Origin of the sequence: Xanthomonas sp. NCPPB 3569 (assembly GCF_041475645.2) — a bacterium.
Taxonomy (GTDB): domain Bacteria; phylum Pseudomonadota; class Gammaproteobacteria; order Xanthomonadales; family Xanthomonadaceae; genus Xanthomonas; species Xanthomonas phaseoli.
In genome coordinates this window covers 4,211,302-4,237,626 of sequence record NZ_CM192969.1, presented here as the reverse complement: position 1 = coordinate 4,237,626, position 26,325 = coordinate 4,211,302, and the positions used below count along the sequence as shown (strand labels likewise).

Sequence of the window (26,325 nt, the reverse complement as noted above, 5' to 3'; positions counted from 1 at the left end):
GCCAAGTCCTGCCATGTCGCAGCGCCAGTGGGTGGCCGCCGCCATCCAGAAGATCGAGGCCGATTTCAATCGTTCGGCCGACACCCACCTGATTCCGATGGAACTGCCGGGCTATCCGGGTATCGACCTGTACTTCAAGGACGAGTCCAGCCACCCGACCGGTAGCCTCAAGCACCGCTTGGCGCGCTCGCTGTTTCTGTACGCGCTGACCAATGGCTGGCTGCGCGCCGGGCGCCCGGTGATCGAGGCGTCCAGTGGCTCCACGGCCATCTCCGAAGCGTATTTCGCGCGTTTGCTCGGCGTGCCCTTCATCGCGGTGATGCCGGCCTCGACCTCGCCGGAGAAGATCGCCGCGATCGAATTCCAGGGCGGCCGCTGCCACCTGGTCGAGCGCGCCTGCGATCTGGACAGCGCCTCGCACCAGCTCGCACGCGAGACCGGCGGGCACTTCATGGACCAGTTCACCTACGCCGAGCGTGCCACCGACTGGCGCGCCAACAACAACATCGCCGAATCGATCTTCAAGCAACTGGCCGAGGAGCCGCACCCGATCCCGGACTGGATCGTGTGCAGCCCCGGCACCGGCGGTACCAGCGCCACCTTGGGCCGCTATGTGCGCTATCGGCGCCATGCCACCCGCATCCTGTGCGCCGATCCGGAAGTGTCGGTGTTCTTCGACGGCTATTGCCGCGCGGTGGACGGCCAATGCCCCAAGGAGCTGGCCATCACCGGCGGCTCGCGCATCGAAGGCATCGGCCGCCCGCGGGTGGAATCGAGCTTCATCGCCAGCTGCGTGGATGTGATGATCAAGGTGCCCGATGCGCTGAGCCTGGCGGCGATGCGCCACGTCAGCGCCACGCTGGGCCGCCGCGTCGGCGGCTCCACCGGCACCAACTTCGTCGGCGTGCTGCAGGCTGCCCGGCGCATGCGCGACAAAGGCCGGCAGGGCTCCATCGTCACCATCCTGTGCGATGCCGGCGAACGCTACGCGCACAGTTATTACGACCCGGCCTGGTACGAGGCGCGCGCGATCGATGTCAGCGACAGCGATGCCGCCATTGCGCTGGCCGTGAACGGCGGCGATCTGCCTGCCCTGCCTTGTGCGGCGCTGGAATGATCGCCATATCCACGACGTAGGCATCAAGGCGCTGCGCCCACCGCCACGCCGGTGCGTTCGGTGTCCGCAGTCGGCAGGTACAGGTGGGCACCGTGCCTCGGTTGCGGGCTCACCCTGCTGACGGTTGCGCGCCACGGTGTGCCTGCCACGTTTGCCGATCTTTGAATCCACTCATCCAGTCCATTGCCGGAGCGCTCCATGACCAACCCGCTGCTCGATCTGTCCGGACTGCCGTCCTTCGATGCGATCCGCCCCGAACACGTGGGCCCGGCGATCGACCAATTGCTCGCCGAGGCCGAGGCGGCGGTGAAGGCAGCCGAGCAGGTCAGCCCGGTGCGTTGGGACAGCTTCGTCACCCCGCTGGACGATGCCACCGAGCGGCTATGGCGTGCGTGGGGGCAGGTGGGGCATCTGCAGGCGGTGGTCAACACGCCCGAACTGCGCGAGGCCTACAACAGCAACCTGCCCAAGGTGAGCCGCTTCGGCAGCGCGCTGGCGCAGAATCTGGCGCTGTATGCGCAATACAAGGCGCTGGCGCAATCGCCGGAAGCCGCACACTTCGATGAGGCGCGTCGCAAGGTGCTGGAAAATGCGCTACGCGATTTCCGCTTGGGCGGCGCCGAACTCGATGATGCCGCCAAGGCGCGGTTCGCGCAGATCCAGGAAGAACTCTCGGCGTTGGCAGCCAAGTTCTCGCAGAACGTGCTCGACGCCACCGATGCATGGTCGTACGTGACCGAAGACCAAACCCAGCTGTCGGGGCTGCCGGCCGAAGTGATTGCCGCCGCGCGCGCGGCTGCCGAAAAGGACGGCGTATCGGGCTGGAAATTCACCTTGCAGATGCCGTGCTATCTGCCGGTGCAGAGCGATGCCGACAGCCGCGACCTGCGCGCGCGGCTGTATCGCGCCAATGCCGAGCGCGCGTCCGAATTCGGCGATGCCGCGCTGGACAACAGTGCCAACATCGATCGCATCCTGGCCCTGCGCGCCGAGTTGGCACAGCTGCTCGGCTTTGCCAGTTACGCCGACTATTCGGTTGCCACCAAGATGGCGCAGAGCCCCGACGAGGTGATGGGCTTCCTGCGCGACCTGGCCGCGCGTGCCAGGCCGCATGCACAGCGCGACCGCGCCGAACTGGAAGCCTTTGCGCGCGACGAGTTGGGCCTGTATGAACTGCAGGCCTGGGATCTGGCCTATGCCTCGGAAAAACTCAAGCAGGCGCGTTACAGCTTTTCCGAGCAGGAGGTGAAGCAGTATTTTACCGAGCCGAAGGTGCTGGCCGGCCTGTTCGATGTGATCCATCGCTTGTACGGGCTCACCGTCAAACCCGACAGCGCGCCGGTGTGGCACCCGGATGTGCGGTTTTACCGGTTGGAAGATGCGCAAGGCGCCCTGGTTGGCCAGTTCTATCTGGACTTGTACGCGCGCGAAGGCAAACGCGGGGGCGCGTGGATGGACGATTGCCGCAATCGCCGCAACACCGCCAACGGCGTGCAGACGCCGCTGGTGTATCTGGTGTGCAACTTCGGCCGCGGCAGCGGCGATGCACCGGCCACCTTCCGCCACGGCGAAGTCACCACGCTGTTCCATGAAATGGGCCACGGCCTGCATCAGTTGCTCACGCGCATTGGCGAGCTGGGCGTGGCCGGCATCAATGGCGTGGAATGGGACGCGGTGGAGCTGCCCAGCCAGTTCATGGAAAACTTCTGCTGGGAATGGGAATGGGAGCGGGTGCAGGCGATGACCGCGCACGTGCAGACCGGCGAACCGTTGCCGCGTAACCTGTTCGACCGCCTGCTGGCGGCGCGCAATTTCCAGAGCGGCATGTTCACCGTGCGTCAGCTGGAATTTGCCTTGTTCGACATGCAACTGCACAGCACCTACGACCCGGCACAGGACAGCGTGCTGCACTTGATCGAGCGCGTGCGCGACGAAGTGGCGGTCAATCGGCCGCCGGCATGGAATCGCTTCCCGCATCAATTCAGCCATATTTTTGCCGGCGGCTATGCGGCCGGCTATTACAGCTACAAGTGGGCCGAAGTGCTCAGCGCCGATGCTTACGCCGCATTCGAAGAAGCGCCCGACCAACTGGAGCAGACCGGCGCACGCTTCCGCGCCGAGGTGCTTGCGCGTGGCGGCAGTCGTCCGGCGGCGGAGAACTTCCGCGCTTTTCGCGGTCGCGCCCCGACCATCGATGCGCTGCTGCGACATAACGGCATGGCCGGATAAGGCGCAGTCTGTCTGCCAGCAGCCGCATGGAAACGCGCGCTGCTTTTGCATGCATTCAGCCGGGCTGCCTTAGCAAGGAATCCGGCGCGCGCGTTGCAGGAAGGCGATCGCGCGACTGGATCGTCACTCGGAAGGAGCAGGCAATGCGGCGAGTTCTCGCATGGAAGGTGGCGTGGTTGCTGATGGTGGTGGCCGCGCCGCTTGCGGCGCAGCAAGCCGGTCACGTCAACAGCCTTGCCCGTCTGCGTGCCGGGCCGGGTGATGAATACCGGCTGGTGGGCGAAGCCCATGCCGGCAATCCGGTCACCGTATATGGCTGCCTGGAGAACGGCAGTTGGTGCGATGTGCGCGGGTCCGATGGACGCGGCTGGATGCGTGCACAGGCAATCGCGTCCGGTCGTGGCGGCGTGACGACACTGGTCCCGAAGGTCACGTTTGCCCTGGATGCGTACTGGGACGCCCATTATCGTGGCCGCGAATGGACTGCCGAAAGCGAACGTGCGCTCTGGCGCGCGCATGTGCCCGGCGAATCCCTGAGCCTGGACCTGATGGCACCTGGTAATGGTCCGTCGGTGGGCGAGCCCACCATCGCTAAGCGTCTGAAGGACGACACACGTTCAGAGAACGAACGCACCGAACGGCAATGGCGCGAAAAAACAAGTTTCGAGCTGAGTCGGCTGGACCGCAACACGCGGGACGATAGGATAAACGGGTGCAAACGCGCAGGAGGCGAAGGCGATGCCGTACAGGATTGCGTCCTCAGTGCAAAACGGGATTACTACGACTCGGTTCGGAGCAGGTGCAATAGCGCACAAAGCCAGGACAGTAGCGCTACGAGTTGTCTCTCCGGCGCGCAGCGAGAGTACGACGCCGCGATTCGGGAGCGAGAGTCTCGTGCCCGTGACGATCGCTAGCCGGCCGCTCCCCGGTGGTAGTGCAGCCAGCATCGACGGATTGCGGTGGCATAGCGGCGCCGCGTTCGCCGCGCAGTGAGGCAGGCCGACTCAAGTTCCAAGCGCAGCAGTGCGATCACTGCAGCGGCCGGCTGCGCAGGGAGTCGGCACGTCAAGGAGAGTGCAATGCCGGCAATTCAGTCACTGAGCTTGATGGTGTTGATCGCAATGGCCACGCCGGTCGCGGCGCAGCAAACCGGGCACGTCGACAGCCTGGCCCGTCTGCGCGCCGGCCCGGGCGATGAATACCGGCTGGTGGGCGAGGCCAAGGCCGGCAATCCGGTCACCGTCTATGGCTGCGTGGAGGGCGGCAGGTGGTGCGATGTGCGCGGGCCCGATGCGCGCGGCTGGATACCGGCGCAGGCAATCGTGTCCGGTCGTGGTGCAGTGACAAGGTTGGTCCCGAAGGTCACGTTCGCGCTGGATGCGTATTGGGACGCGCATTATCGGGGCCGGGAATGGACGGTCGAAAGCGAACGTGTGCTGTGGCGCCAGCATTCGCCCGGCGATTCCCTGAGCAGGGAGATGATGGAGCCCCGTCGCAATGAGCACATACGTGCAGAGAACGAGCGCATCAAACGTGAAACGGCCGAGATTGATCGCGCCGCGTTCAATCGGCTAGACCGCGACAGGCGGGACGATAAGATAAAAAGATGCGAACGTTCTGGACGTCAGTCCAGTGATGTGCAGAGTTGTATCTCCGGCGCACAGAGAGATTACGACGCAGCAATTCGGGAGCGAGAGTCTCGTGCCGAATACGAACACAGGATGCGCGGCCGATAGTCTCGTGCCCGGGACGACCGCTAGGCTGCCGGAACACATACGCCTGGAACACGGCATGTGCCGGGCGTCCATCGCACACCATGTGCGTGCCGCAGTGGCATACCGTCCGAGCAGCCTGAACACCAGGCCATGGCTGTCGTTGCGCTAGTTGGTACTGCGTTGTCGTCATCGCCGCCACACGACGGCCGCCGTGCGGTGGCGATGACGGGCTGCCGTCACACCCGGCCGAACACCAGTGCCGCGTTGGTGCCACCAAAGCCGAAGCTGTTGGACATCACCGTGTTCAAGGTCGCGTCCTGTGTCTGCCGCAGGATGGGAAAGCCTTCGGCACGCGGGTCGAGTTCTTCGATATGCGCCGAGCCGGCCATGAAGCCATCGCGCAGCATCAGCAGGCTGTAGATCGCCTCGTGCACGCTGGCCGCACCCAGCGAGTGCCCGGAGAGCCCCTTGGTCGACGACAGCGGCGGCACGTTGTCGCCGAAGACCTCGCGCACCGCGCCCAGTTCGGTGACATCGCCCAACGGCGTGGAAGTGCCATGCGTGTTGAGGTAATCGATCGGGCGATCCAGCCCCTGCATGGCCATGTGCATGCAGCGCACGGCGCCTTCGCCGCTGGGCGCGACCATGTCGGCACCGTCGGAGGTCACGCCATAGCCGAGCAGTTCGGCATGGATGCGCGCACCGCGTGCGATGGCGTGGTCGTAGTCCTCCAGCACCAGCATGCCGCCGCCGCTGCCGGTGACGAAGCCATCGCGCTGCGCATCGTACGGGCGCGAGGCCACGGCGGGGCGATCATTGAAACCGGTGGACAGCGCACCCATCGCATCGAACATCACGCTCATGGTCCAGTGCAGTTCTTCGCCGCCACCGGCGAACATCACGTCCTGCGCGCCATGCCGGATCAGATCTGCCGCCGCACCGATGCAGTGCGCAGAAGTCGCGCACGCGGCCGACAGCGAGTAGCTCAGCCCGCGCATCTTGAACGCGGTGGCCAGCGATGCGGACACCGACGAACACATCGTGCGCGGCACCATGTACGGGCCCACCTTGCGCACGCCACGGTTGCGCAGCAGATCGGCGGTTTCCACCTGCCATTGGCTGGAGCCGCCACCGGAGCCGGCAATCACGCCGGTACGCAGGCCGCTGACCTGCTCGGCATCCAGGCCCGCATCGACGATCGCCTCGCGCATTGCCAGGTATGCATAGGCCGAGGCATCGCCCATGAAGCGCTTGAGCTTGCGGTCGATCAGGCTGTCCAGATCCAGCGCTACCGCGCCGCCGACCTGGCTACGCAGGCCTGCTTCGGCGTGATCGGGTAGCGCGGTGATACCGGAGCGGCTCTCGCGCAGTGCGCTGGAGACGGTGTCCAGATCGTTGCCCAGGCATGAGGTGATGCCCATGCCGGTAATGACGACGCGACGCATCAGAAATTCTCCGTTGAAGTGAACATGCCCACACGCAGATCCTTGGCGGTGTAGATCTCGCGCCCATCCACCAGCATGCGTGCATCGGTCTGCGCCATCACCAGCTTGCGGTTGATGACGCGGCTGACATCGATCTCGTAGCGCACCAGCGTGGCGCTGGGCAGCACCTGGCCGGTGAACTTGACCTCGCCGCAGCCCAACGCGCGACCACGGCCCGGCGCGCCGATCCAGGTCAGGAAAAAGCCGGTCAGCTGCCACATCGCATCCAGGCCCAGGCAGCCTGGCATCACCGGGTCGCCGATGAAGTGGCAGCCGAAAAACCACAAGTCCGGGCGAATATCCAGTTCGGCACGAATCAGCCCCTTGCCATGTGCACCGCCGGCGTCGCTGATCTCGGTGATGCGGTCGAACATCAGCATCGGATCGTTGGGCAGACGGCCGCTGTCGGGCGCAAACAATTCCCCACGCGCGCTGGCCAGCAATTGGTCGCGCGAGTACGTACTTTGACGAATCATGACGAACGTTTCCTGCAAGGAGCGAGAGGCGAGGCGGGCAAGGGTGCATGAGGTCGCGCGGTTCAATCAAACGTTTTATCCGTACGCATGCGTGCTGTTTTTCGCTGATTGCGCAGTGCGCAGATGCACTGCTGCATGTGAAATCACGCCGCTCAGGCCTGCCGTCGGCACCTGCGTGGCAGGCCTGCATGGTCGGCCGTGCAGGCGCTGTCGTCGGCTGCTTAACCTCGGCCTTCAGTGTGCGCTCGTGCTCGCTTCGCCAATGCGCGGTGATGTCTCTGGACGCAAAGTGTGAGACGGCGCTGGCTTATCATGAGCATCAGCCTGCGACAGAGAACCCCGCTTGATGCGCAAGATCGTGCACGTGGACATGGACGCGTTCTACGCGTCCGTGGAACAGCGTGACGACCCTGGCCTGCGCGGCAAGCCGGTGGTGGTGGCCTGGCGCGGCGCGCGCTCGGTGGTGTGCGCGGCCTCCTACGAAGCGCGGACCTTCGGTATTCGCTCGGCGATGCCGGCCGTGCGTGCCGAGCGCCTGTGCCCAGACGCGATCTTCGTGCCGCCGGATTTTGCACGCTACAAGGCGGTGTCGCGGCAAGTGCGCGAGATTTTCCATCGTCACACCGACTTGGTGGAGCCGTTGTCGCTGGACGAGGCATATCTGGACGTCACGCACGCCAAAACCGGCATGCAGCTGGCGACCGAGGTCGCGCAGTTGATTCGTACGCAGATCCGCGAAGAAACCCAGCTCACCGCATCGGCCGGCATCGCGCCGAACAAGTTCCTTGCCAAGATCGCGTCGGATTGGCGCAAACCCGATGGCCAGTTCGTGATTGCGCCCAGTCGCGTGGACGCTTTTCTGCTGCCGCTCAAGGTCAATCGCATTCCCGGCGTAGGCAAGGTGATGGATGGCAAGTTGGCGGCACTGGGCATCGTCACCGTGGCCGATCTGCGCCAGCGGCCTTTGGAAGAATTGCAGGCGCATTTCGGCAGTTTCGGTCAGAGCCTGTATCGCCGCGCGCGCGGTATCGACGAGCGCCCGGTCGAGCCGGATCAGGAAGTGCAATCGGTGTCCTCGGAAGACACCTTCAGCGAAGATCTGGCGCTTGATGCACTGGATCCGCACATCCTGCGGCTGGCCGAAAAAACCTGGCTCGCCACGCGCCGCACCGAACGCATCGGGCGCACGGTGGTGCTGAAATTGAAGACCTCGAATTTTCGCATCCTGACGCGGTCCTACACGCCCGAGCAGCCGCCTACCTCGCAGGAGGCGCTGGCGCAGATCGCCCTGGCATTGACCCGCCGCGTGGAGCTGCCCGCGCAGACGCGCTATCGCCTGGTCGGTGTGGGTTTGAGCGGTTTCAGCGCTATCGAGGAGGGCGCGGTGCAGGGGCAGTTGTTCGGTCAGATGCCGCCGTTGGAGTAAGCGTTCCATGCTGCACCGCGTGTGGGCATGCGGCGATGACTGCATCTAGCGCAGGCGGCGAGCAATCCACGGCGTTCGGCAGTGACATGCGCTGAATCTTGCACTGCGTACACTGCGGCTCTCCCACCCACGAGGCCGTCCGAATGTTTCCGTATCCGCTGGTGATCTTCGACCTGGATGGCACGCTGGTGGACAGCGCACCCAATATTGCCGAAGCGCTCAACGGTACCTTGCAGGAGCTGGGACTACAGCAGTTCAGCGAAGCCACGATCCGCAGCTGGATCGGCGAAGGCGTCAAGGTGTTGCTTGCCACCGCATTGCGCGAAGCCGGCAGCACGCGCGATGCCGATGCGGAAATGCCGGTGATGATGCGCCATTACCAGGCGAGCCTGCTGCACGACCCGCAGTTGTACCCAGGTGTTGCCGAGGCGCTGGTCGGCTTGCGCGATGCGGGCGCCACGCTGGCCTTGTGCACCAACAAACCTGCGCGTTTTATCGCGCCGTTGCTGGAGCATCTGGGTATCGCCGCGCATTTCAGCCGTGTGCTCGGCGGCGATTCGTTGCCGCAGCGCAAGCCAGACCCGGCACCGCTGCTGCAGCTTGCCAGTCACTTCCAGCGCAGCCCGCAACAGTGTTTGATGGTCGGCGATTCGGCCACCGATGCCGCCGCCGCAAACGCCGCGAACATGCCGCTGGCGATGGTGCGTTACGGCTACCTGCGCGGTTTCGATGTGCAACGCGCCGGTGCCGTGGCCATCGTCGACGACATGCGTGAACTGCTCGCGTTGCGGTGACTTGCGAGCGCACGATGGCTCAACCGATGCGACGGCAGCGTGCGTGACGGCCGCATGCTCAGGCGTCGGCGCTGAAGCCGATAGCTATTCACCGCTACCTGTTCCGCTGGGCAGCCAGCACCGGTGACACCGTGGTGAGGCGCGTCTGCCGACCGGTGCGTGTCTCGTCGCAGGACCTTGCGCTTCAGGCTCTAAAACGGGCCACGCATTTTGCGACGTAAAGTTGCATGCATGAGTGCGCGCATGCGCCAGCTGCATCGATCCGCCGATTGCCGAGCGCTGCCGGCCGACTCACTCGTCGCGTACTCGCTCTGCATCCGCAGCGTCGTAGAGGTCGGCCGCCGTATCCGAATCGCCATGCGTGTCGTCATTGTCGGCGCGCGCATAATGCACGGTTTCCACCGGCCCGCCGACGGCGCGGCCGCGCACCGGCAGCAGCGCGCTGGCCGCCTCGTATTCGGCGAGCAAGGCATGCCGACGCGCTTCCGGCACGTCCTGCCAATGGCAATCGGCCAACGCGCCTTCCAATGAATACAGCAGATTGAGGCTGGGCTTGAAGCCGGCGCGGCGCACCTTGACGAACGCGCCTACTGCACCCACCGCTTGCAGGTCCTGCTGCGTGCGCAGCCCGACCTGACGCAGCCACGCCGCGCTTTTGGGCCCGATGTTGCGCATCCGCTCGGTGGTCACGCCAGCGCGTCTACGAACAGTTGCGCAATGGCTTCCAGGCCACGTTGGTCGTCGGCATCGAAGCGGTCCAGCTCCGGGCTGTCCAGGTCCAGCACGCCGATCAGCGCATCGCCTTTGACCAGTGGAATCACCAGCTCCGAGCGCGATGCCGAATCGCAGGCAATATGCCCAGGGAACGCGTCCACATCGGCAATGCGTTGGCTCTGCCGGGTACTGGCAGCCGCACCGCACACGCCCTTGTCCAGCGGAATGCGCACGCACGCCGGCAGGCCCTGGAACGGCCCCACCACCAGCTCGCGGCCGTCGTAGAAGTAGAAGCCGGCCCAGTTGAGCGATGGCAACGAATGGAAGATCAGTGCGGCCAGGTTGGCGGCATTGGCGATCCGGTCCGGCTCGCCGTGCACCAGTGCCTGGGCCTGGGCGGTGAGCTGGGCATATTGTTCCGGCTTGCTGCCGGTCAGCGAAGAGGTGGCGAACATCGGCAAAGTTTAGCAGTGGCCGTCTTGCAGCGTGGTTGCGATCGGGAAGGGAATGCGCAAGCGCTGCCATCCGCAGGGCCGCCGAGCCGCCGGCACCACACACCTGCAGAATTCGCCGTAAGCGGTACGGCATGTCCGACACCGCGCGAATCGCGCGCGCCCGACCGCGCACATCGGCACCTGCTCTCACCGACTCCACCGTTGAATCGCCATCATCGGCCCAGGCAACCAGGACCGAGCACATCGGCAGCGTGGCCTGGCCGACAAACGACAACCAATCAACCGGCCTCAGCCGCACGCGCAGCGCGCACGTTATGCTGCGCGCCCTCACGGCAATGGCGGCGCGGCCGCAGGATCAGGCGTATGCAGCATCCAGCTTTTTATGTCACCGGCACCGATACCGGCATCGGCAAGACCATGGGCAGCACCGCGCTGTTGCACGCCTTGCGCGCACGCGGCCATCGCGCCGTCGGCATGAAGCCGGTGGCCAGCGGCTGCGAGCACACACCGCAGGGCTGGCGTAACGAAGACGCGCTGGCGCTGCAGGCGGCCAGCGACCCTCGGCCCGATTACGCCACGCTCAATCCCTACGCCTTGCCGGCGCCGCTGGCACCGGAGCTGGCGGCAGCCGATGTTGGCGTGACGCTGGCGCTGGAGCCCATCGCGCACGCATTCGCGCAATTGCGCGCGCAGGCCGAGATGGTGGTGGTGGAGGGCGTGGGCGGGTGGGCCGCGCCGCTGAGCGCGACCCTGGATCAAGCCGATCTGGTGCGCGCGTTGCAGCTGCCGGTGGTGCTGGTGGTGGGCGTGCGGCTGGGCTGCATCAACCACGCGCGGCTCACTGCAGCGGCCATCGCTGCCGATGGGCTGCAATGCATCGGGTGGATCGCCAATGAAATCGATCCGCAGATGGAGCGCATCGAAGAAAACATCGGCATGCTGCGCCAGCGTCTGGCCATGCCGTGCTGGGGCCGGATCCCGTGGCGACCGGGCGCCGACGCTGCCGCCCAGGCACACGGGCTGCAGGTGCCGCGCTAGCTCGCACGGCGCGCCTGCGCAGGCAATAAAAAAGCCCGACAGAGGGAGGGATCTGTCGGGCCGGATTGCACGGGGGGAGGGACCCATGCAAAGACGCTGAATTTGATTGGCGGTCTTACTTGCGCCGGGGCTTGCCTGATGCGCCGGCCTGATCGCTGCCGTTTTCGAACTGCTGCTTGGCAAACTGCCCAAGCTCGCTGGACATCTTCAGTCCCAACCCGACTACTTCCTGGTTGACCGAGGCCAGACGTTCCAGGTTGTCGCGCGCTACCTGCAGGCCTTTCGGCCAGAGCGTCTGGTAGGCGCCCAGGTCGCGCGCCTGCGCAAACTCGCCGAAGAAGCTGCTGGTCGCGTTGACGTTGCGTTTCAGCGTCTCCAACGCCAGCTGGTTGGCACGTGCTGCAGCAGACGCGAACTGACTGGTGAAGCTGTTTTCGAACTGCGCCGACATTGCGAACCCCTCGGGGAAAGCCGTGACCGTTTGTTGCGTTGCAACATACGCCGATGCTGCTGCGATGCAACACGTTTCCTGAAGATTTTCCAAATGGCTGAAAAAGCGCTTTTTTATCAATAGATTAGCCAGCCCCCCCAAACGACAGAAACCGCCAACTGGCGGCTTCAGGTCACACCACTGCGCCACCGCTCAGCCGCGATAGCGGCAGCCGGAAGTGCAGGTCTCATGCACCACGATCTCGCTCAGCTGCGGCAGCACCGGCTTGAGCTGCTGCCAGATCCAGATCGCCAGGCGTTCGCTGGTGGGGTTTTCCAACCCTTCGATGTCGTTGAGGTAATGGTGGTCCAGGCGGTCGTAGATCGGCTGGAAGGCGGCCTTGATGTCGCCGAAATCCATGATCCAGCCGGTCTCGGCGCCGGGTTCGCCGCTGACATGCAGCTCGACGCGAAACGAATGGCCGTGCAGGCGTGCGCATTTATGCCCAGGCGGCACGTTGGGAAGCCGGTGCGCGGCTTCCAGGGTGAAGACCTTGAAGATGTCCATGATGGTGATTCGGCAAGCAGGAAGAGGGAAGGATGCGGGACTGCGCAGTGCAGGATCCCGCAAGAGCCCGGGCAGGCCGGGACGGACAGAACAAGGGCCGCATCGCGGCCCTTGTTCTCAGCGCAAACCCAGCGCTCAGGCGCCGCGGTTGGCCGGACGGCCATTGCCGCCACGTCCACCATCGCGGCGGCCTGCACCCGCGCCAGCGTTGGCCTGACGCGGCCCGCCACTGCGCTGGCCGCCCGGCTTCTTGGGGCCGGCATGCGCATGCGCCTGACGCGGTGCATCGCCGTGCGGACGACGGGCGTGGCTCTTGCGCGGGGCGCGCTCGCCACCCGGCTGCTCGGCACGGCCCGGCGCGCTGTTGCCCCAACGGATCGGGGTCTGCGGCTCGTAGCCCGGCACGTCGCGGATTTCCACATCGCGGCCCAGCATGCGCACGATCTGGCGCAGCAGCTTGGCTTCGTCCTGCGCCACCAGCGAAATCGCCTCGCCGGTGGAGCCATTGCGGCCGGTGCGGCCGATGCGGTGCACGTAGTCTTCGGCCACCATCGGCAGGTCGTAGTTGATGACCTTCGGCAGCTGATCGATATCGATCCCGCGCGCGGCGATATCGGTGGCCACTAGCACGGTCACGCGGCCGGCCTTGAAGTCGCTCAGCGCGCGCATGCGCTGGCCCTGGCTCTTGTTGCCATGGATCGCCGCAGTCTTGATGCCGGACTTCTCCAAAAACAGCGCCAGCTTGTCGCTGCCGTGCTTGGTACGCGCAAACACCAGGGTCTGCTCGCGGCTGTCCTGCGCCAGCAGGTGCAGCAGCAGATCGCGCTTGCGCGCGCCGTCGACCGGGTGCACGCGGTGGGTGATGCTCTCGGCCACGGTGTTGCTCGGGGTGACCTGGATCTGCATCGGGTTGCGCATGAACTCCAGCGCCAACTGCTTGATGTTCTCTTCGAAGGTTGCCGAGAACAGCAGCGTCTGGCGGTCCTGGCGCGGCAGCTTGGTCAGGATGCGCTTGATCGACGGCAAGAAGCCCATGTCGAGCATGCGATCGGCTTCGTCCAGGATCAGCACTTCGATGCCGGACAGGTCCACGCTGCGACGCTCGATATGGTCGATCAGGCGGCCCGGGCAGGCGATCAGCAGGTCCACGCCACGACGCAGCGCATCGAGCTGGTTGCCCATGCCCACGCCGCCATAGATCACCGCGCTGGGGATGCGCAAGTACTTGCTGTAGCCGCGCAGGCTGTCGTGTACCTGGGTGGCCAGTTCGCGGGTGGGGGTCAGGATCAGCGCGCGCGGCTTGCGCGGGCCGTTGACGGTCTGCGGCGCGGTGCCCAGGTGCTGCAGCAGCGGCAGGCCGAAGGCAGCGGTCTTGCCGGTGCCGGTCTGCGCGCCGGCCAGCAGGTCGTGACCGGCCAGCACCAACGGGATCGCCTGCTGCTGGATCGGGGTGGGGGTTTCGTAGCCCTGCTCGGCCAACGCGCGCAGCAGGAAGGGCGCAAGGCCCAGGGATTCAAACGACATCAGGAAGCTCCAAGTAAAGCGTCGCCGCCAAGCCAAGCCCGGAGCGCAAACGCATTGCAGATGCAAGAAGGTGAGGCTCGGAGCGTTCCCGTGAACCGCGCTGCGAGATGGTGGATCAACCCGATCAAGAAGCGATGGGTTTGTCGGCACCACGAAAGGCGTCGGGTGGGGCGGGCGAGCGGATCGATCGATCCTGGCCTCGCCGGCTGTCCCTAAGGGAAACGGACGGCGCATGCAGACCGGTCAAGTGTACTCGCGTTTGGCGCGCTGCACAAAATCGCGGTTTCGCGGTTGTGGTGACGGTCAGTTGTTTCAGGTGCAACCACTGTTGCGGCAGGCCGTACAATCGCCCGATCAGCCACAGCACAGGATGGTCATGAAGCTAGGTTCCCTGAAGGAAGGCGGCCGCGACGGCAGCCTGGTCGTGGTCTCGCGCGACCTGCGCACCGCCGTGCGCGCCACCGGCATTGCGCCGACGCTGCAGCGCGCGCTGGAGGACTGGAGCAATGTGGCGCCGCGCCTGAATGCCTTGTCGGCCTCGCTCAACGATGGCAGTGCCGATGGCGTGTTCGATCTGGATATGCACGCCTTGGCCGCGCCGTTGCCACGCGCCTATGAGTTCGTCGACGGCAGCGCTTACCTGCCGCACGTAGAACGGGTGCGCCGCGCCCGCAATGCCGACGTGCCGGAAAGCTTCTACACCGACCCGCTGATGTACCAGGCCACCAGCGCCGGCTTCTATGGCCCGCGCGATGCCATCAAGGTGATCAGCGAGGACTACGGCATCGACCTGGAAGCGGAGATCGTGGTCATCACCGACGATGTGCCGATGGGCGCCTCGCCCGAGCAGGCAGCTGCGCACATCCAGTTGGTGGGGCTGGTCAACGATGTCTCGCTGCGCAACCTGATCCCGGCCGAGCTCGCCAAGGGCTTTGGCTTCGTGCAATCCAAGCCGCGTTCGGCGCTGTCGCCGGTGTTCGTCACCCTCGACGAGCTGGACGATGCCTGGCGCGACAACAAGCTGCATCTGCCGCTGGTCACGCACGTCAACGGCGCCTGGTTCGGTGCTCCCGAAGCCGGCAACGACATGCAGTTCGACTTCGCCCAACTGATCGCCCACGCCGCCAAGACCCGTCCGCTGTCGGCCGGCACCATCGTCGGCTCGGGCACCATCGCCAATCAGGACACCAGCTTGGGTGCCTCGTGTTTTGCCGAGCAACGCGTGGTCGAGACCCTGCGCGACGGCAAGCCGAGCTCGCCGTTCATGGCCTTCGGCGACGTGGTGCGGATCGAGATGTTCGATGCCAGTGGCGCCAGCATCTTCGGTGCGATCGAGCAGCGCGTCGAGCGGCAGCCGCTGCCATGACGTGCGGCGCAGCGACGGCGGGCGGTTGCGTATGAACGCGGCCCTGGAGCTGTTTTCGTACTGGCGCTCCAGCGCGGCCTATCGCGTGCGCATCGGTCTTGGGTTGAAGGCGCTGGATTACATCGCCCACCCGGTGCATCTGGTGCGTGATGGCGGCGAGCAGCACGCGCCGGCCTACGCGCAACTCAATCCGCAGGAACTGGTGCCGACGTTGCGGCATGGCGATGTGGTGATCGCGCAGTCGCTGGCGATTCTGGAGTACCTGGAAGAGGCATTCGCCGATAGCACGGCGTTGCTGCCGCGCGCGCCTGCCGAACGCGCCCGGGTGCGCGCACTGGCGCAGCTCATCGCCTGCGATGTGCACCCGCTCAACAATCTGCGCGTCATGCAGGTGCTGGAGCGCGAGTTCGCACTGGAGGCTCCGCAACGCCAGCAGTGGACACGGCTCTGGATGGAACGCGGCTTTGCGGCACTGGAAACACAGCTGGCGCGCGATGCGCAGACCGGGCGCTTCTGCCACGGCGATGCGCCGGGCCTGGCCGATTGCGTGCTGATCCCCCAGCTCTACAACGCGCACCGGTTCGAGGTGGATCTGGCGCCGTATCCGACCCTGCGGCGCATCGAGCAGGCCTGCCTGCAGTTGCCGGCCTTCGATGCGGCACGGCCGGAAATGCAGGTGGATGCGGTGGCGTGAGGGCAAAAGGTTGCGGCCCTCATCCGCCCTTCGGGCACCTTCTCCCGTAGGCACGGGAGAAGGTCAATCAACCGCTCGGCGGCACTTGGGCATCTTCTCCGGCGGCGCGAGAGAAGGGCAGGCAGGCAGTTACCTGATCCGGCAGATGGCGCCACGCAAGGCGACATCGGAACGTAAGTTTGAGAGCGTCGGCACCGGGGCCTAAAAGCACCGTGCGAGCGCCGATCGCTCCCTTCTCAGCAAGCGGGAGGCCGCTGATCTCTCCCTTCTCCCGCAAGCGGGAGGCCGCCGATCTTCCTTCTCCCGCAAGCGGAGCCGCCGATCTTCCTTCTCCCGCAAGCGGGAGAAGGTGGCGCGCAGCGCCGGATGAGGGCGCGGGTCGCATCGAGGAGCGCGCCGCAGAGCCCGCCCTGAATGACCAGGATCCAGCAGCCCCCGGCGCCGCAAGGTCGCCGGTCGTCGCCGCCCAACCGATCAGATGAACCCGTGACTGATCTTCGGTGCCGCGGCCGCTTCGTAGTCCGCGTATGGGTCGTGTTCGCCGGAACCGCCTTCGGACAGGCGGAACTTCAGCGCCAGGCCGTCGCGCGAATCGGCCGCGCGCAACGCTTCTTCCTGCTCGATCTCGCCGGTCTTGACCATCCGGAACAGGCATTGGTCGAAGGTCTGCATGCCTTCTTCCAGCGACTCTTCCATCGCTGCCTTCACCTCGTGTACCTGGCCGCGGCGCAGCAGGTCGCGGATCATCGGCGTGTTGAGCAGCACTTCGGTGGCCGGTCGGCGACGGCCGTCCACGCCCTTGACCAGACGTTGGGAAATGACCGCGCGCAGGTTCAGCGCCAGGTTCATCAGCACGTTCTTGTGCGCGCTTTCCGGGAAGAAGTTGAGGATGCGCTCGATGGTCTGGTCGGCATTGTTGGAGTGCAGCGTCGCCAGGCACAGGTGGCCGGTTTCGGCGAACGCAATGGCCGCCTCCATGGTTTCGGCATCCAGGATTTCGCCGATCAGGATCACGTCCGGCGCCTCGCGCATGGCGTTCTTCAGCGCGCTTTGGAAGGCGTGGGTGTCCAGGCCGACCTCGCGCTGGTTCACGATCGACATCTTGTGCTTGTGCAGGTATTCGATCGGGTCCTCGATGGTGAGGATGTGCCCGGTGGTGGTGCTGTTGCGGTGGTCGATCATCGAGGCCAGCGAGGTCGACTTGCCCGAACCGGTCGAACCCACCACCAACACCAGCCCGCGCGGGGTCATGATGACGTCCTTGAGCACCTGCGGCAGGTTCAGCTCTTCAATGCTGGGAATCCGGCTGCGAATGGCGCGGATCACCATGCCCACTTCGCCGCGCTGCTTGAACACGTTCACGCGGAAGCGGCCGGCGTCTGGCAGGGCGATGGCCATGTTGAGCTCGAGCTCGCGCTCGAACTGCGGCACCTGGCCTTCGTCCATCAATGAGTAGGCGATTTTCTTGACCATCCCCGGCGGCAACCCCGTATTGCCGAGCGGGTAAAGCTTGCCCTCGATCTTGATGTACACCGGCGCGCCGGTGGTCAAGAACATGTCCGAGGCATTCTTTTCGGTCATCAGCTTCAGGAAGTAGCCGATATCCATGCGCAATGGTTCCCCAACAAACAGCAGCGTCTCGTTGCAAGTCCGCCGCAGGCTTCCGACAATGGCCGTGCTCGAGACTTCTCGCTACGGCTCCCCTAATGACGGCTAGCTTCGCATACTTGCGGCGATCCCTGTATGGCATCGCCTGTTTCATGGTTCTTTCCTCTCCGGCCGCCGCCCAGGTGGCACCGGAGCTCACCGCCGCCGAACAGGCCGTGCAACGCGCTACCCAGGCCGATGCCGACCAATACGCACCGGATTTGGTCAACCTGGCCCGCCAGGAATTGATGCAGGCCCAACAGGCGCAACTGGACAAGCGCCAGCGCAAGCAGGTGCCCCAGATCGCCTTGCGTGCAGCCGCCGACGCCGACCTGGCCAAGGCCCGCAGCGAAGAAGCGGTAATCACTGCTCAGTTGGAACAGCGCAGGAAGGAAGTGGCGCAGTTGCAGAACACCCTCAATACCGGGGAGGGCGGCCGATGAACCTGCGCCCCTTGCTGTATCTCGGTGCCTTGAGCCTGGCGACGTTGCCGCCGCTGGCGATGGCGGCCAAGGACGACCCGCAGGCCGACGCGCTCAACCGGCGCCTGGCCGCGCTACAGAACGACCCGCAGACCAACGATCTGGCGCGCTTTGAGCGGTTGCAGGCGCAGCAAAGCGTGGCTGCGCTGGCCGAGGCCAAGCGCCGCGACCGCGACGAGCTGGTGTTCCTGGCCGACCGCCGGGTCGAAATCGCCGAACTCACCGCCCGTACCGCGCTGGCGCGGCGCGAATTGGACCGCCTGGAAGGCACGCGCAACGACTTGCTGATCGAAGCCAGCCGCCGCGACGCGGCGCGGGCGCGCCAGGAGGCCGAGCGCCTGCGCGTACAGGCGCAGATCCAGGCCGAGGCTGCCGAGCAGGCACGCCAGGCTGCCGAACAGGAAGCACTCGCCCGCCAGGACGCCGAGCTGGCGTTGACCAGCGTGGCCGGCAAGCAGACCGCCAAGCTCAACGCGGCCCAGCAGAAGGCCGTGCAGCTGGCGCATGAAGAGGCCGAGCTGGTGGCCGGGGCCAAGCTGCCGCCCGCCAAGTTCGACAGCCGGGGCGAAGTGTTTTCCCTCGGCAGTGGCGCCTTCGGTGGCAAGGCGGCGTTGTCCGGGGATGCCGCCGGGCAGGCCAAGGCATTGGCCGAGTACCTGAACATCGGCAAGAAGGGCCGGGTCAGCATCGTCGGCTTCGATACCGATGCCGCCATTGCCAAGAAGCGTGCCGAAGCGCTGCGCGATGCCTTGGTGGCCGGTGGGGTGTCTGCCTCGCGGCTGCAGGTCACCGGCACCAAGGGCGCGGTCAGCAAGACCCGCGCGGCCGAGGTCGTTGTCGCCCCCTGATTGCAATTGTTGCAAGTGGTTGGAAGTTAAGGTCTTTTAACCCGTGCATGACGCCCGGTTGAACCGCGGTCACTGATTGAGGCAGGGAACGGCAAATGCGGCCGTTTCGGTCTTGAACCCCCTTCGCGACCGGCGTAGGGTCGTACCTCCGGGCAGCAACTCCGCGGCCCGGGAAGTACGGAGGGCCGGGCCAGTGATGCAGAGGCACGCAACGAGACACATTGGTGGAGTGGTTGTTGGTGGTTCCGCCGGTGTGTCGGCCTTTGCAACGCGTTGGTCTTCCATCCCCAAGCTGCGCCCCGTGCCTTCGCTGGCCGGGGCGTTCTTGTTTTAAGTGAAGGAGGTAACGCCATGTTTGAAGGGCAACCGCAGACCGAAATCGACGCATTGATGAAGTCCGATCCCCAGTTCAAGCAGCTCTACCAACGCCACAAGCTATTGAACAAGAAATGCATGGATGCCGAACTCGGGGTGCTCCCGATCGACGACGTGACCTTGGGCCAGATGAAGCGCGAGAAGTTGCAGGCAAAAGAAAAGCTCACCCGCATGTACGACCAGCTCACCCACTGATCCTTCCCCACTGCTAGAACAAGTTCACCGTCGCGGGCGGTGGCGGCCTCCTCGTCGGCTTGCCACCGTCCGCGTCTTTATTTGGCGCCACGGTTCCTGGCGGAGGGCAGATCGGCTGCCGGTTGAGCCTGTTTGTTCACCGGCCTGTGCAATCGGTTCAATGCTGAATGAGCATTCCCCGGCGGTTCGTCGGATAATGACCGGTCTAGCCCGCGTGGCGCAGCGACGATATCCCGATGGCGATTCATTCCTCCGTACTCGAACTGATTGGCAACACGCCGATCGTCAAGGCCCAGCGCCTGGACACCGGCGTCTGCGAGCTGTTCCTCAAGCTGGAGGCGAATAATCCTGGCGGATCGATCAAGGACCGCATCGGCCTGTCGATGATCGAAGCGGCCGAGCAGCGCGGCGACCTGAAGCCCGGCGCCACCCTGGTGGAAGGCACCGCCGGCAATACCGGCCTGGGTCTGGCCCTGGTGGCGCAGCAGAAGGGCTACCAGCTGATCCTGGTGGTTCCGGACAAGATGAGTCGCGAGAAGATCTTCAATCTCAAGGCCATGGGTGCCAATGTGGTGCTGACCCGCTCGGACGTGGCCAAGGGCCACCCCGAGTACTACCAGGACCTGGCCGCCAGGATCGCAGCCGAGACCCCCGGCGCCTACTTCATCAACCAGTTCGGCAACCCGGACAATCCGGCCGCGCACGAATTCGGTACCGGCCCGGAAATCCTGGCGCAGATGGATGGCCAACTGGACGCCATCGTGTTCGGCTGCGGCAGCTCCGGCACCATGACCGGCCTGTCGCGCGCTTTCGCCAGCGCCTCGCCGCACACCGAATTGGTGCTGGCCGACCCGGTCGGCTCGATCCTGACCCAGTACATCGAAGAGGGCACGGTCAGCGAAAAGTCCGGCAGTTGGTTGGTCGAAGGCATCGGCGAGGATTTCCTGCCGGATATCTCCGACTTTTCGCGGGTCAAGAAGGCCTATTCCATCAGCGACGCGGAAAGCTTCCATACCGCGCGCGAGCTGCTGGCCAAAGAAGGCATTCTCGGCGGCTCGTCCACCGGCACCCTGCTGGCGGCGGCGCTGAAGTACTGCCGCGAGCAGACCACGCCCAAGCGCGTGCTGGTGTTCGTCTGCGATACCGGCAACAAGTATTTGTCGAAGATGTACAACGACTACTGGATGCTCGACAACGGCTTTTTGGAGCGTCCGCAACACGGCGACCTGCGCGACCTGATCCTGCGCCCGTACAACAAGCGCGACACCGTGGTGGTGGGCCCGAAGGATCTGCTGACCACCGCCTACCAGCGCATGAAACTGTACGACGTGTCGCAGTTGCCGGTGATCGACGACGGCGAGCTGGTGGGCATCGTGGACGAAAGCGACGTGCTGCTGCATGTCTATGGCGACGAAGCCCGTTTCCGCGACCCGATTTCCACTGCCATGGTCAGCAAGCTGGATCGTCTGGACGTCGCGTCGCCGATCGAAGCGCTGCTGCCGGTGTTCGACCGTGGCCAGGTCGCCATCGTCATGGACGGCACGCAATTCCTTGGTTTGATCACCCGCATCGACCTGCTCAACTACCTGCGCCGTCGCGTGCAGTGATCGTGCAGTCATCCGGCACCGCCGCGCGCTCGGATGAGACGCGCGGCACGGGCCATTCAGACCTGCTTGTTACAATCGCCCACTTTTTCGGGAACCTCCATGTCCAATCGCACCACTCATGGCCATGACGGCGAGCGCGCGCTGTCGCTCGCAACGCTGGCGATCCATGGAGGGCAGTCGCCAGATCCAAGCACCGGCGCGGTGATGCCGCCGATCTATGCGACGTCCACCTATGCGCAGTCCAGCCCCGGCGAGCACCAGGGTTTCGAGTATTCGCGCACCCACAACCCCACGCGCTTTGCCCACGAGCGTTGCGTTGCCGCGCTGGAAGGCGGGACGCGCGCCTTTGCATTCGCTTCCGGCATGGCTGCCACCTCGACGGTGATGGAGTTGCTGGATGCCGGCAGCCACGTGGTGGCGATGGACGACCTGTACGGCGGCACCTTCCGCCTGTTCGAGCGCGTGCGTCGTCGCACCGCCGGCCTGGATTTCAGCTTCGTGGACCTGACCGACCCGGCCGCGTTCGAGGCGGCGATCCGCCCCGACACCAAGATGGTGTGGATCGAAACCCCGACCAACCCGATGCTCAAGCTGGTCGATATCGCGGCCATTGCCGCGATCGCGCGCAAGCACGGCCTGCTGATCGTGGTCGACAACACCTTTGCTTCCCCGATGCTGCAGCGCCCGCTCAGCCTGGGTGCCGATATCGTCGTGCATTCGGCTACCAAGTATCTCAATGGCCACTCGGACATGGTCGGTGGCATCGCCGTGGTCGGTGACAACGCCGAGCTCGCCGAGCAGATGGCGTTCCTGCAGAACTCCATCGGGGGCGTGCAAGGCCCGTTCGGTAGTTTCCTCGCGCTACGCGGATTGAAAACCTTGCCGCTGCGCATGCGCGCCCACTGCGAAAACGCATTGGCGCTTGCGCAATGGCTGGAAACCCACCCTGCGATCGAAAAGGTCATTTACCCCGGCCTTGCCTCGCACCCGCAGCATGCGCTCGCGCAGAGCCAGATGTCCGGCTTCGGCGGCATCGTCTCCATCGTCCTCAAGGGCGGCTTCGACGCAGCCAAGCGCTTCTGCGAAAAGACCGAATTGTTCACCCTGGCCGAATCGCTCGGCGGCGTGGAAAGCCTGGTCAACCATCCCGCCGTCATGACCCACGCCTCCATTCCCGTGCCCCGCCGCGAGCAGCTCGGCATCAGCGATGCGCTGGTGCGGTTGAGCGTGGGAATTGAGGATTTAGGGGATTTGCGGGCGGATTTGGAGCGGGCGCTGGGTGCAGCTGTAGAGGGAACGGATCAAAATGCGTAATCCCTTGTCCGTGCTGTCGGCTGTTCACAGTCTGCGACAGCACCGAAAGCTTATCTACCAATTGGCCAAGCGTGAGGTGCTTGGGCGTTACCGTGGGTCCATCGTTGGCCTCGCTTGGTCATTTTTTAATCCGTTGCTGATGCTCGCCGTGTACACCTTCGTCTTTTCCTACGTGTTCAATGCACGCTGGGCAGGGGCGGCGCAGGGTAGTCGCGCCGAGTTCGCGATAGTCTTGTTTGCCGGCATCATGGTTCATGCTTTTCTTACCGAGTGCATCAGTAAGGCGCCCAATTTGGTGCTGGGTAACGCGAGTTACGTAAAGAAGGTGGTGTTTCCACTTGAAATTCTGACTTGGTCTGCAGTGGCATCGGCGTTCTTCCATATGCTGATTACCTTGGCAGTCTTGCTTATCGCGCAATATTTTCTGCTTGGGCGACTGCCGCTGACCGTGCTGTATTTCCCATTGGTTATTTTCCCACTGGTGCTGGTCTCGGCTGGTGTCACTTGGTTCTTTGCGGCACTAGGCGTGTATTACCGCGATATCGGGCAGATCACTGGGCTATTGGCTACCGTGTTGTTGTTCATGAGCCCAGCGTTGTATCCGGTCTCTTCGTTGCCGCCTAGCATGCAGAAGCTGATTTACCTCAATCCGCTCACTTTCATTATCGAACAATCGCGAAACGTGCTGATGTGGGGCTTGCCGCCTGATTGGTCCGGGCTGTTGAAGTACTTCATCGGAAGCGTGGTACTCGCCTACCTTGGTTACTACTGGTTCCAGCTGGTCCGTCGCGGATTCGCGGACGTTGTTTGAACAGTCGTATCCGTATTTTGACATCGAACGAAGGGCTCCCCATGCCGGAATTGGCGATCCAGGTTTCTGGCGTTTCCAAGTGCTACCAGGTCTACGATAAACCGCACGACCGGATCAAGCAGGCTGTCGTACCGCGCATGCGTCGCGCGATTGGCCTAGACTCCAATCGATATTTCAAGGAGTTCTGGGCGCTGCACGACCTTTCTTTCGAGGTCCGCAAAGGCGACACGGTCGGTATCATCGGGCGGAATGGCTCGGGCAAGTCGACGCTGCTGCAGATGATCTGCGGCACACTCACGCCCACGACTGGCGACATCAAGGTAAAGGGCCGCGTAGCTGCGCTGCTGGAACTCGGCGCGGGTTTCAATCCTGAGTTCACTGGGCGCGAAAACGTGTTCATGAGCGCCGCCATCCTTGGGCTGAGTCACGAGCAGGTCGTCGAGCGTTTTGATCGGATCGTGGCCTTCGCCGACATCGGCGACTTCGTCGATCAACCTGTCAAGGTGTATTCCAGTGGTATGTACGTGCGTCTAGCGTTTGCGGTGATCGCGCACGTCGATGCCGACATCCTGGTGGTCGATGAGGCGCTCGCCGTCGGCGATGCGGTGTTCGTGCAGAAATGCATGCGTTTTCTGCGTTCTTTCCGCGAGCGCGGTACATTGTTGTTCGTCAGTCATGACACCAACTCGGTGCTGAGTTTTTGCCAGTCTGCGATTTGGCTGGACAAAGGGGTGATGCGCATGCACTCCAGTGCTCAAGAAACCACCCAGGCTTACATCGAGTATTGTGCCCAGGAAAGTTATGGCGATGAGGTAAAGCTGCAGGCACTGGACCGTCGGGAGATCAAAGGCAGTATATCTCCCAGCGGACGAGCTCCGATCAAAACCGTGGAAGAAGTCACCCTGGAGATGTTCGATAACATCGCCCATTCGGACGGATGGAAGTCAGGCGAGGCCAGTATCGAAAGTGTCTCGTTGACCAACATCGACGATCCTTCCCGGCCTTTCTTCTATGGTGGTGAACATGTTCTGCTGAGGATTTCCGCGCAGGTCCACCGTGACATGAATAGCCCGATTGTCGGATTTTTCGTCAAAGACAGTCTCGGGCAGTCGTTGTTTGGTGAGCATACCTATACCCATGTGCAGCCGCCGATGGAGTTAAAAGCTGGGCAAGCAGTGGAGGCCGAATTCGAGTTCTATTTGCCATTGCTGCCGAATGGCGACTACTCCATGACGGTTTCCATCGCAGAGGGCGACCCAGTGACAAACACCCAGCATCATTGGCTGCACGATGCGGTGATCTTGAAGGTGTCCTCGCCGACCTTGCGTTATGGATTGGTCGGCATTCCGTTTGACCGTGTGCAGATGCAGGTGGTGGACAATCCGTGAGTGAATACGCAAGCCAGATAGCTCCTTTGCTCAGTCAGGATCCGCGCGTCCAGGTCGGCCGCTTCACCTACGGGAACCCGCAGTTCAAGGTGTGGAGCGATAACGAGTCGGTGGGTATTGGGTCGTTTTGCTCGATCGCAGAAGAAGTTGTCATCTTCGGTGGTGGCGAGCACCTTAGCGAATGGGTGACGACATTTCCCCTGCGCATTGCGTTCGGTGATCCTCTCGCTGGGCGCGACGGCCATCCGGCGACCAAGGGACCGACGCGGATCGGCAACGATGTATGGATCGGCTACGGCGCGACCATTCTTTCCGGCGTGACGGTAGGGGACGGCGCCATCGTTGGTGCGCGCGCTGTGGTGACGCGCGACGTGGCGCCGTATTCGGTCGTGACCGGCAATCCTGCACGCCAAGTGAAAATGCGTTTTACCCCCGCACAGGTCGAGGCGTTGATGCGTATCCGCTGGTGGGACTGGCCGATCGAGGAGATCCATGCGCGGCAGTCCGATCTTTGTGGCGGTAGCGTGGAAGCGTTCGTCCAGCAATTTCGTTGAACCAGACGGCACCTGGGCCACGGCCTCGTTGCTCCAGACAAGATTTATGAGGCCATGATGATTAGCGTTACCATCAACAACTCGATGTTCATGCAGCCGCGCAACACGCCTGAAAGTGCGTGGTTGGGGCATATTCCGTTTGCAGCCTGGCTGGTTGAACTCGTACGCCCAGATATTCTTGTGGAGTTGGGAACGCACCGTGGCGCCTCGTACCTGGCGTTCTGTCAGGCTGTCCAGGCTTGCGCTGCTCCGACACGATGCTACGCAGTCGACACGTGGCAAGGTGATGAGCACGCTGGCGAATACGGTGATGAAGTCTTCCTGCCATTGTTGGATTACCACCAACGCAACTATGCAGATTTCTCCCGTCTCATGCGCATGCGCTTCGAGGAAGCTGTCGAATATTTCGACGACCGTACTGTCGATATATTGCATATCGATGGCCTGCACACGTACGAAGCCGTCAAGAACGATTTCGAGACATGGCAGGCCAAACTTTCCAAGCGCGCAGTCGTGCTGTTTCATGACATCAATGTGCGGGAACGTGGCTTTGGCGTCTGGAAGTATTGGGACGAGATGCGAACCCAGTATCCATCATTCGCTTTCACCCACACACATGGATTGGGAGTTTTGCTTGTTGGTCCCGAACAGCCCCAGCCGTTGTTGGATCTCTGTCGTCTGGATGTTGCTAACGGAGATGCAGTGCTTGGTAATAGGCTATTCGATCAACTCGGGAAGCTGATCGGGGCCAATATCGATATAGGAACTCTGGCTCAAGAGCAGGGGCGTCTCATCGGATTGGTTAATGAGCATCAAGCCGCACGTCAGATAATTAATCAAGAGGTCGTCGATCTAAAGGCGAATCTTGAACAGCGGATAGATGCCTTGCACAGAGCAAACTTGCTTGGCGAGCAGCTAAGTCAAACTCAGGAAATCCTTGCCTTACGTGAAAAGGATAATCAAGAGTTGAATGCATCGTTGCTGTCTATGACAAGAGAGCTGGAGCGGATGCGGGGATCATTGAGTTGGCGGTTGATGGGGCCATTCCGGCGGGTATGTAGATTATTCGGTTGAT

The 26,325-nt window shown here is 63.7% G+C and carries 26 protein-coding genes and 1 pseudogene; 18 read left to right on the top strand and 9 right to left on the bottom strand.

Features of this window, described 5'->3' with window-relative positions:
- The first annotated feature begins 13 nt into the window (after positions 1–13).
- From ACCQ03_RS18160 to ACCQ03_RS18145, 4 genes are all read left to right on the top strand, one after another.
- Positions 14–1,117, top strand: a complete 1,104-nt coding sequence (locus tag ACCQ03_RS18160; protein ID WP_057679254.1) for a PLP-dependent cysteine synthase family protein — start codon at positions 14–16, stop codon at positions 1,115–1,117.
- Positions 1,118–1,315: 198 nt separating this feature from the next.
- On the top strand, positions 1,316–3,346 hold the full coding sequence (locus tag ACCQ03_RS18155; RefSeq protein ID WP_209227655.1) for a M3 family metallopeptidase: 2,031 nt from the start codon (positions 1,316–1,318) through the stop codon (positions 3,344–3,346).
- Between the two features lie 167 nt (positions 3,347–3,513).
- On the top strand, positions 3,514–4,260 hold the full coding sequence (locus ACCQ03_RS18150) for an SH3 domain-containing protein (RefSeq protein ID WP_209227672.1): 747 nt from the start codon (positions 3,514–3,516) through the stop codon (positions 4,258–4,260).
- 165 nt (positions 4,261–4,425) lie between these two features.
- Positions 4,426–5,082, top strand: coding sequence for an SH3 domain-containing protein (locus ACCQ03_RS18145; RefSeq protein WP_057679251.1), 657 nt, complete (start codon positions 4,426–4,428; stop codon positions 5,080–5,082).
- 215 nt (positions 5,083–5,297) lie between these two features.
- On the opposite strand, the gene fabB is transcribed toward ACCQ03_RS18145, so the two are convergent.
- Both fabB and fabA read right to left on the bottom strand, forming a co-directional pair.
- On the bottom strand, positions 5,298–6,506 hold the full coding sequence (gene fabB / locus ACCQ03_RS18140; protein WP_209227656.1) for a beta-ketoacyl-ACP synthase I: 1,209 nt from the start codon (positions 6,504–6,506) through the stop codon (positions 5,298–5,300).
- Positions 6,506–7,021 carry a 3-hydroxyacyl-[acyl-carrier-protein] dehydratase FabA gene (fabA, locus tag ACCQ03_RS18135; RefSeq protein ID WP_017174020.1) on the bottom strand — a complete coding sequence of 172 codons (516 nt, stop codon included), beginning with the start codon at positions 7,019–7,021 and terminating at the stop codon, positions 6,506–6,508. The genes fabB and fabA overlap by 1 nt, the downstream gene beginning before the upstream one ends.
- Before the next feature lie 346 nt (positions 7,022–7,367).
- On the opposite strand from fabA, the gene dinB reads away from it, so the two are divergent.
- Positions 7,368–8,447 (top strand): DNA polymerase IV, encoded by a 1,080-nt coding sequence (gene dinB, locus ACCQ03_RS18130; protein WP_209227657.1) that lies wholly within the window; start codon positions 7,368–7,370, stop codon positions 8,445–8,447.
- Positions 8,448–8,590: 143 nt separating this feature from the next.
- Positions 8,591–9,241, top strand: a complete 651-nt coding sequence (gph, locus tag ACCQ03_RS18125) for a phosphoglycolate phosphatase (protein ID WP_017157241.1) — start codon at positions 8,591–8,593, stop codon at positions 9,239–9,241.
- Between the two features lie 291 nt (positions 9,242–9,532).
- Here the strand turns inward: gph and ACCQ03_RS18120 are convergent, their stop codons facing one another.
- The 3 genes and pseudogenes from ACCQ03_RS18120 to ACCQ03_RS18110 form a co-directional block, all read right to left on the bottom strand.
- Positions 9,533–9,931 (bottom strand): TfoX/Sxy family protein, encoded by a 399-nt coding sequence (locus tag ACCQ03_RS18120; RefSeq protein ID WP_104620101.1) that lies wholly within the window; start codon positions 9,929–9,931, stop codon positions 9,533–9,535.
- Positions 9,928–10,410: a free L-methionine (R)-S-oxide reductase MsrC gene (msrC, locus tag ACCQ03_RS18115; protein WP_005920832.1), complete on the bottom strand. Its 483-nt coding sequence runs from the start codon at positions 10,408–10,410 to the stop codon at positions 9,928–9,930. Before msrC ends, ACCQ03_RS18120 begins: the two co-directional genes overlap by 4 nt.
- 9 nt (positions 10,411–10,419) lie before the next feature.
- Positions 10,420–10,654, bottom strand: a pseudogene (locus tag ACCQ03_RS18110) (hypothetical protein).
- A gap of 119 nt (positions 10,655–10,773) precedes the next feature.
- On the opposite strand from ACCQ03_RS18110, the gene bioD reads away from it, so the two are divergent.
- Positions 10,774–11,448 (top strand): dethiobiotin synthase, encoded by a 675-nt coding sequence (gene bioD, locus ACCQ03_RS18105; RefSeq protein WP_057687048.1) that lies wholly within the window; start codon positions 10,774–10,776, stop codon positions 11,446–11,448.
- Between the two features lie 115 nt (positions 11,449–11,563).
- On the opposite strand, the gene ACCQ03_RS18100 is transcribed toward bioD, so the two are convergent.
- The 3 genes from ACCQ03_RS18100 to ACCQ03_RS18090 all read right to left on the bottom strand — a co-directional run bounded on the left by ACCQ03_RS18100 (position 11,564) and on the right by ACCQ03_RS18090 (position 13,969).
- On the bottom strand, positions 11,564–11,899 hold the full coding sequence (locus ACCQ03_RS18100; protein ID WP_209227658.1) for a phasin family protein: 336 nt from the start codon (positions 11,897–11,899) through the stop codon (positions 11,564–11,566).
- Between the two features lie 192 nt (positions 11,900–12,091).
- Positions 12,092–12,445 carry a 6-carboxytetrahydropterin synthase QueD gene (queD, locus tag ACCQ03_RS18095; RefSeq protein ID WP_057680003.1) on the bottom strand — a complete coding sequence of 118 codons (354 nt, stop codon included), beginning with the start codon at positions 12,443–12,445 and terminating at the stop codon, positions 12,092–12,094.
- Between the two features lie 135 nt (positions 12,446–12,580).
- Positions 12,581–13,969, bottom strand: coding sequence for a DEAD/DEAH box helicase (locus tag ACCQ03_RS18090; RefSeq protein ID WP_008576904.1), 1,389 nt, complete (start codon positions 13,967–13,969; stop codon positions 12,581–12,583).
- Between the two features lie 307 nt (positions 13,970–14,276).
- On the opposite strand from ACCQ03_RS18090, the gene ACCQ03_RS18085 reads away from it, so the two are divergent.
- Together ACCQ03_RS18085 and maiA are read left to right on the top strand one after the other, a co-directional pair.
- Positions 14,277–15,335 (top strand): fumarylacetoacetate hydrolase family protein, encoded by a 1,059-nt coding sequence (locus ACCQ03_RS18085; protein ID WP_170922358.1) that lies wholly within the window; start codon positions 14,277–14,279, stop codon positions 15,333–15,335.
- Positions 15,336–15,366: 31 nt separating this feature from the next.
- The gene (gene maiA, locus ACCQ03_RS18080; RefSeq protein WP_057680005.1) at positions 15,367–16,029 is read left to right on the top strand and encodes a maleylacetoacetate isomerase; all 663 of its coding nucleotides are present in this window, start codon (positions 15,367–15,369) and stop codon (positions 16,027–16,029) included.
- 474 nt (positions 16,030–16,503) lie between these two features.
- Here the strand turns inward: maiA and ACCQ03_RS18075 are convergent, their stop codons facing one another.
- Positions 16,504–17,637, bottom strand: coding sequence for a PilT/PilU family type 4a pilus ATPase (locus ACCQ03_RS18075; protein ID WP_017157249.1), 1,134 nt, complete (start codon positions 17,635–17,637; stop codon positions 16,504–16,506).
- A 98-nt stretch (positions 17,638–17,735) separates the two neighbouring features.
- Here ACCQ03_RS18075 and ACCQ03_RS18070 point away from each other — a divergent pair, with 98 nt between their 5' ends.
- From ACCQ03_RS18070 to ACCQ03_RS18030, 9 genes are all read left to right on the top strand, one after another.
- Positions 17,736–18,119: a DUF4398 domain-containing protein gene (locus ACCQ03_RS18070; RefSeq protein ID WP_057679549.1), complete on the top strand. Its 384-nt coding sequence runs from the start codon at positions 17,736–17,738 to the stop codon at positions 18,117–18,119.
- Positions 18,116–19,006, top strand: coding sequence for an OmpA family protein (locus ACCQ03_RS18065; protein WP_057679550.1), 891 nt, complete (start codon positions 18,116–18,118; stop codon positions 19,004–19,006). Before ACCQ03_RS18070 ends, ACCQ03_RS18065 begins: the two co-directional genes overlap by 4 nt.
- Before the next feature lie 351 nt (positions 19,007–19,357).
- A complete protein-coding gene (locus tag ACCQ03_RS18060; protein ID WP_003484103.1) occupies positions 19,358–19,576 on the top strand; it encodes an HP1242/YdcH family protein in 219 nt (72 codons plus the stop codon).
- 236 nt (positions 19,577–19,812) lie between these two features.
- Entirely contained in the window at positions 19,813–21,183 is a 1,371-nt protein-coding gene (locus tag ACCQ03_RS18055; protein ID WP_017157251.1) for a pyridoxal-phosphate dependent enzyme, read from the top strand.
- Between the two features lie 99 nt (positions 21,184–21,282).
- Positions 21,283–22,497, top strand: a complete 1,215-nt coding sequence (locus ACCQ03_RS18050) for a cystathionine gamma-synthase (protein ID WP_209227659.1) — start codon at positions 21,283–21,285, stop codon at positions 22,495–22,497.
- A complete protein-coding gene (locus ACCQ03_RS18045) occupies positions 22,490–23,308 on the top strand; it encodes an ABC transporter permease (RefSeq protein ID WP_057679552.1) in 819 nt (272 codons plus the stop codon). Before ACCQ03_RS18050 ends, ACCQ03_RS18045 begins: the two co-directional genes overlap by 8 nt.
- Before the next feature lie 41 nt (positions 23,309–23,349).
- On the top strand, positions 23,350–24,696 hold the full coding sequence (locus ACCQ03_RS18040; RefSeq protein ID WP_057679553.1) for an ABC transporter ATP-binding protein: 1,347 nt from the start codon (positions 23,350–23,352) through the stop codon (positions 24,694–24,696).
- A complete protein-coding gene (locus ACCQ03_RS18035; protein WP_209227660.1) occupies positions 24,693–25,250 on the top strand; it encodes a CatB-related O-acetyltransferase in 558 nt (185 codons plus the stop codon). Before ACCQ03_RS18040 ends, ACCQ03_RS18035 begins: the two co-directional genes overlap by 4 nt.
- 57 nt (positions 25,251–25,307) lie before the next feature.
- Positions 25,308–26,324, top strand: coding sequence for a class I SAM-dependent methyltransferase (locus tag ACCQ03_RS18030; protein WP_209227662.1), 1,017 nt, complete (start codon positions 25,308–25,310; stop codon positions 26,322–26,324).
- Position 26,325: the final 1 nt, after the last annotated feature.